This window comes from Streptomyces sp. CC224B (assembly GCF_030010595.1).
Lineage (GTDB): Bacteria > Actinomycetota > Actinomycetes > Streptomycetales > Streptomycetaceae > Streptomyces > Streptomyces longispororuber.
Genome location: NZ_JASCXL010000201.1, coordinates 1 through 7,180 on the forward strand (window position 1 = coordinate 1; position 7,180 = coordinate 7,180).

6 protein-coding genes are annotated in these 7,180 nt (G+C 76.2%); 4 read left to right on the plus strand and 2 right to left on the minus strand.

Going from position 1 to position 7,180, the window contains the following annotated elements:
• Positions 1-185: 185 nt before the first annotated feature.
• A complete protein-coding gene (locus QK440_RS40280; RefSeq protein ID WP_282798237.1) occupies positions 186-641 on the minus strand; it encodes a TerB family tellurite resistance protein in 456 nt (151 codons plus the stop codon).
• Between the two features lie 543 nt (positions 642-1,184).
• Between QK440_RS40280 and QK440_RS40285 the strand changes: the two genes are divergently transcribed.
• Entirely contained in the window at positions 1,185-1,793 is a 609-nt protein-coding gene (locus QK440_RS40285; RefSeq protein ID WP_349239357.1) for a transcriptional regulator, read from the plus strand.
• Positions 1,794-1,850: 57 nt separating this feature from the next.
• Here QK440_RS40285 and QK440_RS40290 read toward each other — a convergent pair whose 3' ends face one another.
• Complete coding sequence (locus QK440_RS40290) at positions 1,851-2,477, minus strand: 4'-phosphopantetheinyl transferase superfamily protein (protein WP_282798233.1); 627 nt, start codon at positions 2,475-2,477, stop codon at positions 1,851-1,853.
• Between the two features lie 283 nt (positions 2,478-2,760).
• Between QK440_RS40290 and QK440_RS40295 the strand changes: the two genes are divergently transcribed.
• From QK440_RS40295 to QK440_RS40305, 3 genes are all read left to right on the plus strand, one after another.
• Positions 2,761-3,387, plus strand: a complete 627-nt coding sequence (locus QK440_RS40295) for a YigZ family protein (protein ID WP_282798234.1) — start codon at positions 2,761-2,763, stop codon at positions 3,385-3,387.
• A gap of 273 nt (positions 3,388-3,660) precedes the next feature.
• Positions 3,661-4,827 (plus strand): exonuclease SbcCD subunit D, encoded by a 1,167-nt coding sequence (locus QK440_RS40300; protein ID WP_282798235.1) that lies wholly within the window; start codon positions 3,661-3,663, stop codon positions 4,825-4,827.
• Positions 4,824-7,180: SMC family ATPase (locus QK440_RS40305; RefSeq protein WP_282798236.1), on the plus strand; the 2,357-nt coding region annotated here is incomplete at its 3' end. The genes QK440_RS40300 and QK440_RS40305, both read left to right, overlap by 4 nt.

The window sequence follows — 7,180 nt, forward strand, 5'->3', positions numbered from 1 at the left end:
CGGCGCCGGCCGCCCGCACCCGGCCCTCGCCGTTCACGGCGCCGGGCCTCGCGCTGTGGTGCGCGGCGGGCGGCACCGCCGTCTCCGCCCTGGCCTCGGCGAACGCGGCGGTCACGCTGGTGCTCGTCTTGCGGGCGGCGACACCCCTGTGACCCGGGCCGCGCGGGGCCCGGGCCCGGGCGCTGTCAGAGGTCGAACTCGTGCGGCGGCAGGTCGAGGGCGAAGCACGCCTCCCGCACCACCGCCTGCTCGTCCTTGTCGAAGTCCCCGTCGGCTCCGCCGATCACGATGCCGATCTGGACCACGGCCCGGGCCTCGGCGGGCTTCTTCCCGGCCTTCGCGACCTCCTGCAACACGCTGACCTTGCCGAAGGCGAAGTCCGCGGTGAGCTTGTCCACGTACGCGTCGAAGCGGCGGCGCAGGTCGTCCGCCGGGAAGTTCTGCAGCACCTCGTTCGTCGCGATGAGCTGCGCCACGCGCTGCCGCTCGGCCTGGTCGACCGTGCCGTCGGCGGCCGCGACCAGGGCGCACATCGCCATGCTCGCGTCGCGGAAGGAGCCGCTCTTGAGGTCGTTCTTCTTCGCGACGAGCTGGCTCTGCATCGTCGAGGCGGATTCCTTGAGGCGGTCCCACAGGGCCATGGAAAGACTCCATCGGTCGGTGCTCACGAGCGGGTGCCGGACGGTACCGGCGCACGCTCCAATTTCTACAACAGCGTAGAAACTAACATCTGGACGGAGGAGTTCCGCAGGGGCGCAGGGGCGCAGGGGCGCAGGGGCGCAGGGGCGCAGGGGGGAGGCGCTGACGGGCGGAGCGGGCAGGGTGTACGGCGAGGGGCCGCGGCCTGACCGGCCAGAGGCGTACGACAGCGGAGGAAAGGGGTTCCCCTGATGGAGCCGACCGCCCATGAGCGGCATGAGCAAGGAGAACCACCTCACGGCCCCTCGGCGGCTGAGCCCTCGGCAGCCGGGCCGTACGCGCCGGGCGGGCCCGGCGAGGCAGACGGAGGAGAGAAGGCAGAGAAAGCAGCCGGAGGCGAGGAGGCAGACGGAGCGGACGGAGCAGAGGAAGTAGCCGGAGCAGAGGAAGCGGACGGAACGAGCGGACGGTGGACGCCCACAGCCCAGGCCCTGCTAACCCGTGCCGCGGCGGAGCTGGCGCCCGCGCCGCAGGCGAACCCGTTCGTGCCGCTCGTCGCCGACGGCACCGCGGACCGCGGCGCCGTGGCCGCGCTCGCCCTGGAGCAGTGCCGGATCATCCCCGCCGACCGCCGGTCCTTCCTACACCTGGCGGCCCGCTCGGCGGACGCGGGCCTGCCCGCCGGCGCCGCGTTCTTCGGCGCCCTGGCCGAGGGCGAGACCCTCGCGTCCGACCGGCTCGGCGCGCTCCTCGCGGCCTGCCAGGTGGGTGAACGGCAGGCGGAGGAGTACGTTCCGACCGCGGGCTGCCAGGCCTACCCGGCGTACGTGGCCTGGCTCGCGCTCAACGGCGAACCGGCCGACGTCGTGCTCGCCCTGACCGCCAACTTCGCGGCCTGGGGCGGCTACTGCGCCGCCCTCGCGGGAGCCCTGCGCGCGCGGTACGGCTTCCCGGACGAGGCCTGCGCGTTCTTCGACCTCTTCGCCGAGCCGTCGCCGGACCTCGGCCGGAGCGCGCTGGCCGCACTGGAGGAAGGCGTGTCCCGGGGCACGATCACGCCCCGCACCGCGCTGCGGCAGGGGCGGCTGCTCCAGGAGTACGAGGGGATGTTCTGGTCGAGCCTGGCGGACCGGGCGGGGGCGGCGCGGCCCTGAGACCGTAGCCGTACGGACCGACTGGCCCGACTGGCCCGAGCGGCCCGGTGGCCGGGTCTACCGCCGCCGCAGCACGATCGCCGTCGCCAGCACCCCGTCGCGGACGATCCAGGTGCCGTCGAACCCGGTCAGCTCCGCCCCCGCGACCACCGGGCACTCCACCAGGAACGCGGCGCTGAACGTGCCGTCGCGGCGGATGTCCAGGTGCGCCTCCTCGAATCCCAGCCACCGCTGGGTCACGGGGAACCACGCCTTGTAGACGGTCTCCTTGGCGCTGAACAGCAGCCGGTCCCAGGGCACCGTCGGCTGCGCGGCGGCGAGCGCGGCCAGCGTGGCGCGCTCCGTCTCGTCGCTGACCAGGTCGAGCACGCCCGGGTCGGAGAGCGGCTCGGCGGGCTCCGCGTCGATGCCGAGCGAGATGACCTCGGAGGCCCTGGCGACGGCCGCGGCGCGGTAGCCGGTGCAGTGCGTCATGCTGCCGACCACGCCATCCGGCCACACCGGCGCGCCCTTCTCGCCGCGCGGGATGGGCACGGGCGCGATGCCGATACGGGCGAGGGCCGTGCGGGCGCAGTGCCGCGCGGTGGTGAACTCCTGCCGCCGCTTCGCCACGGCGTTCGCGACGTGGGCGGCCTCCTCGGGGAAGAGCACCGCGTCGGGCAGGTCTTCACGGGTCTCGGACACGACGACGGGCTCCTCGGCCAGGAGGGCGCTCAATATGCCCGTCCCGCCGGGGACTTCCCCCGCTGCCGCCGACTTCGAAGGTGACGTCACAAGGGATCACCTTACCGCCGCACCGCCCGCGACCGGCGGGCTCGGTCCCGGCGACCGGACGGACGGGAGGCGGCGGCGGACCACAGACACTGGAGGGGGCCCAGGGGCTGATGGGTCCCCCAAGGCCGGAGTCTGAGGGTCCCGGCGCACAGGCCCTCCGCGCGCCCCGCCGAGGAGCGCATACGCTGGCGTGATGCAGGACGAGTACCGCACCGTGACCCGCGAGGGCGTGCACGAGACCGAGATCAACCGCTCGCGCTTCCTGTGCGCGCTCGCGCCCGCCGCCACCGAACGGGAGGCGCAGGACTTCGTCGCCCGCGTGCGCAAGGAGCACCCCACCGCCACGCACAACTGCTTCGCGTACGTCATCGGGGCCGACGCCTCCGTGCAGAAGGCGAGCGACGACGGCGAGCCCGGCGGCACCGCGGGCGTCCCCATGCTCCAGATGCTGCTGCGCCGCGACATGCGGTACGTCGTCGCCGTCGTCACCCGCTACTACGGCGGCGTCAAGCTCGGCGCGGGCGGGCTCATCCGGGCCTACGGCGGCGCGGTCGGCGAGGCCCTGGACGCGCTGGGCACCCGCACCCGGCGCCGTTTCCGGCTCGCCACCGTCACCGTGGACCACCAGCGCGCGGGCAAGGTCCAGAACGACCTGCGCGCCGCCGGCCGCGAGGTGCGGGACGTCCGCTACGGCGACGCGGTGACCATCGAGATCGGCCTGCCGGAGGCGGACGTCGAGCAGTTCCGCGCCTGGCTCGCGGACGCGACGGCGGGCAGCGCGGACCTCGAACTCGGCGGCGAGGCGTACGGGGACGCCTGACCGGCACGCCCCCGGCGCTCCCGGCCTGCGCCTCTTGCTCGTACCGCCTCGTGCCGCCTCGTATCGCCTCGTGCCACCTCGTACCGAATGCGGGCATAGCGGGCATCTGCGGACGTAACCGCGGCTGCCGTCACCGCTGTTGACGTGACCGGCGTCACGGTCTTCCGTACGGGTGCCGCCACGACGTGCCCCGCGGCTGCCGTCGGCCCTCCGGCGGGGCGGTACGGGAGTAGCCGCCCGTGATGTCAGACCCTGCCGTTAGTCTCGGGATCCATGAGATTGCTGCACACGTCCGACTGGCATCTCGGCCGGGCCCTGCACCGGGTGAGCATGCTCGACGCGCAAGCCGCGTTCATCACGCGTCTCGTCGCCACCGTGCGCGAGCGCGCGGTGGACGCCGTCGTCGTGTCGGGGGACGTGTACGACCGCGCGGTGCCGCCGCTCGCCGCCGTCGAGCTCTTCGACGACGCCCTGCACCGCCTGGCCGCCCTCGGGGTGCCCACGGTCATGATCTCCGGGAACCACGACTCCGCGCGCCGCCTCGGCGTCGGCGCCGGGCTCATCGGCCGGGCCGGCGTCCACCTGCGCACCGACCCGGGCGCGTGCGCCGAGCCCGTCGTCCTCGCCGACGCGCACGGCGACGTGGCCTTCTACGGCCTGCCGTATCTGGAACCGGCCCTGGTGAAGGGCGAGTTCGGCGTCGAGCGCGCCGGGCACGAGGCGGTGCTCGCGGCCGCCATGGACCGCGTGCGGGCCGACCTGGCGACGCGCCCCGCGGGCACCCGCTCCGTCGTCCTCGCGCACGCCTTCGTCACCGGCGGCGAGGCCAGCGACAGCGAGCGGGACATCACCGTCGGCGGCGTGGCCTCCGTCCCGTCCGCCGTCTTCGACGGCGTCGACTACGTGGCCCTCGGCCATCTGCACGGCAGCCAGGTCATCAGCGAGCGCGTGCGCTACAGCGGCTCCCCGCTGGCGTACTCCTTCTCCGAGGCCGGCCACCGCAAGACCATGTGGCTCGTGGAGCTCGGCGCGGCGGGGGAGCTGGTCGCCGCCGAGCGCGTCGACTGCCCGGTGCCCCGGCCGCTCGCCCGCATCCGGGGCGACCTCGCGGACCTGCTCGCCGACCCCGGCCTCGCCCGCCACGAGGACGCCTGGGTGGAGGCCACCCTCACGGACCCGGTGCGCCCGGACGACCCGATGGCCCGGATCAGCGAGCGCTTCCCGCACACCCTCAGCCTCGTCTTCGACCCGGCCCGCGCCCCCGAGGAGCCCGGCGTCTCCTACGCGCAGCGCCTCAGGGACCGTACCGACCAGCAGATCGCGGAGGACTTCGTGACCCATGTGCGCGGCGCCGGACCGGACGCGCGGGAGCAGGCGGTGCTGCGCGACGCGTTCGACGCCGTCCGCGCCGACGACGTCCTGCGCGAGGTGGCCGGATGAGGCTGCACCGGCTGCGGATCACCGCCTTCGGGCCCTTCACCACCACCCAGGACATCGACTTCGACGAGCTGTCCGCGGCCGGTCTCTTCCTGCTGCACGGCCCCACCGGCGCCGGCAAGACCTCCGTCCTCGACGCCGTGTGCTACGCGCTGTACGGCTCGGTGCCCGGCCCCCGCCAGGGCAGCGGCCAGGGCATGTCCCTGCGCAGCCACCACGCCCGTCCGGACACGCGCACGGAGGTGTGCCTCGAACTGACTGTGGCGGGGCGGCGCCTGGAGATCACCCGGCAGCCGCCGTGGGAGCGCCCGAAGAAGCGCGGCACGGGCACCACCACCGACAAGGCGCAGAGCTGGCTGCGGGAGTACGCCGCCGGGGACGGCACCTCCGGCGGCGGGACCTGGAAGGACCTCAGCCGCTCGCACCAGGAGATCGGCGAGGAGGTCACCCAGCTCCTCGGCATGAGCAAGGAGCAGTTCTGCCAGGTCGTGCTGTTGCCCCAGGGCGACTTCGCGCGCTTCCTGCGGGCCGACGCCGAGGCCCGCGGCAAGCTCCTCGGACGGCTCTTCGACACGCGCCGGTTCGCCGCCGTCGAGCAGCGGCTCGCCGAGCGGCGCCGCGCCGCCGAGACCCAGGTGCGCGAGGCCGACGCCGAGCTGCTCGCGGACGCCCACCGCATGCAGCAGGCGGCGGGCACCGGACCCGGCGACGGCGGCGCGGAGCTGCCGCTGCCGGACGCCGAGCCCGGCGCCCCCGGCCTCGCCGACGCCGTCCTCGCCTGGGCCGCCGTGGTCCGCTCGGGCGCCCGCGAGCGGCTCACCATCGCGCGCGCCGCCCTCGACCACGCCGAGTCCGCCCGCGCCGCCGCTGCCGCCGAGCTCGACGACGCCCGCGAACTGGCCCGCCTCCAGCAGCGGTTCGCCGAAGCACAGCGGCGCGCCGCCCGCCTGGAGGAGGGCGCGGACGACCACCGGCGGCTGACGGACCGCATGGAGCGGGCCCGCAAGGCGGAGGCCGTCGCCCCCGCCCTCGGCCTGCGCGCGGACGCCGAGGCCGAGCACCGGCGCGCCACCGCCGCCGAGGCCCACGCGCGCGACCGGCTCCCGGCCGCGTACGCCGACGAGGGCGCCACGGGCCTCGCGAGCGCCGCCCGCAAGGCCAGCGAGGAGCTCGGCGGCCTCGCCGCCGCCCGCCGCGCCGAGCGCCGCGTGGCCGAACTGTCCGGGCAGCGCGCCGACCTGGACCGCCAGGAGCGGGCCGACGAGGAGGTCCTCCAGGAGGCGGACGGCTGGCTCGCCGACTGGGACACCACCCGCGCCCGCCTCCGGGAGGCCATCGACGCCGCTCAGGAGGCGACGACCCGCACCGAGCACCTGGCCGGGCAGCTCACGGCCGCCCAGGAGCAACTGGACGCCGCCCGCCGCCGCGACCGGCTCGCCGAGGAGGCCGCCACCGCCGAGGAGCAGGTGCTCGCCGCCCGCGAGCGCGCCGCGCACACCCACGAGCACTGGCTCTCCCTCAAGGAGCGGCGCCTCGCCGGGATCGCCGCCGAGCTCGCCGCGCACCTCACCGAGGGCGCCCCCTGCGCCGTGTGCGGAGCCACCGAGCACCCCGCCCCCGCCCGCAAGTCCGCCGACCACGTGGACCGCGCGGCGGAGGAGGCCGCCCTCGCCGCCCACCGGCGCGCGGAGGAGGACCGCACGGCCGCCGAGCGGACCCGCGCCGACGTCCGCGCCGCGCTCGCGGCCGCCACCGTCGCCGCGTCCGACACCCCCGTCGCCGACCTCGCGGCGGCCGTGGCCGAGGTCCGGCACGCGTACGAGACGGCCCGCGACCGCGCGTCCGGGCTGCACACCGCGCGCGAGAAGCTCGCCCAGGCCGAGCGCGAGCACGGCCGCCGCGTCGCGGCCCAGCAGGAGGCCGCCCGCCGCGTCGACTCCCGGGCCACGCTGCGCGACGCCCTCGACCGGGAACAGCGCGACCTGGAGCGGGAGCTGGCCCACGCCCGCGGCGACTGCGCCACGGTCGCCGACCGCGCCGCGCAACTGGAGCGCCGGACCGCGCTGCTCACGGCCGCCGCCGACGCCGCCCGCGCCGCCGCCGACGCCGCCCAGCGCCTGAAGGAAGCCGACGCCCGCGTGGCCGACGCCGCCTTCCGCGCCGGGTTCGACACCCCGGCCGCCGCTGCCGACGCCCTCCTCGACGACCGCGGCCACCGCGAGCTCCAGCACCGCCTCGACGCCTGGCAGCGGGAGGAGGCCGCCGTCCGCGCCGTGCTCGCCGAGCCGGACACGGCCGCCGCCGCCCGGCGCCCGGCCGCGTCCCTCGCGGACGCCGAGGCCGCCGCCCGGGACGC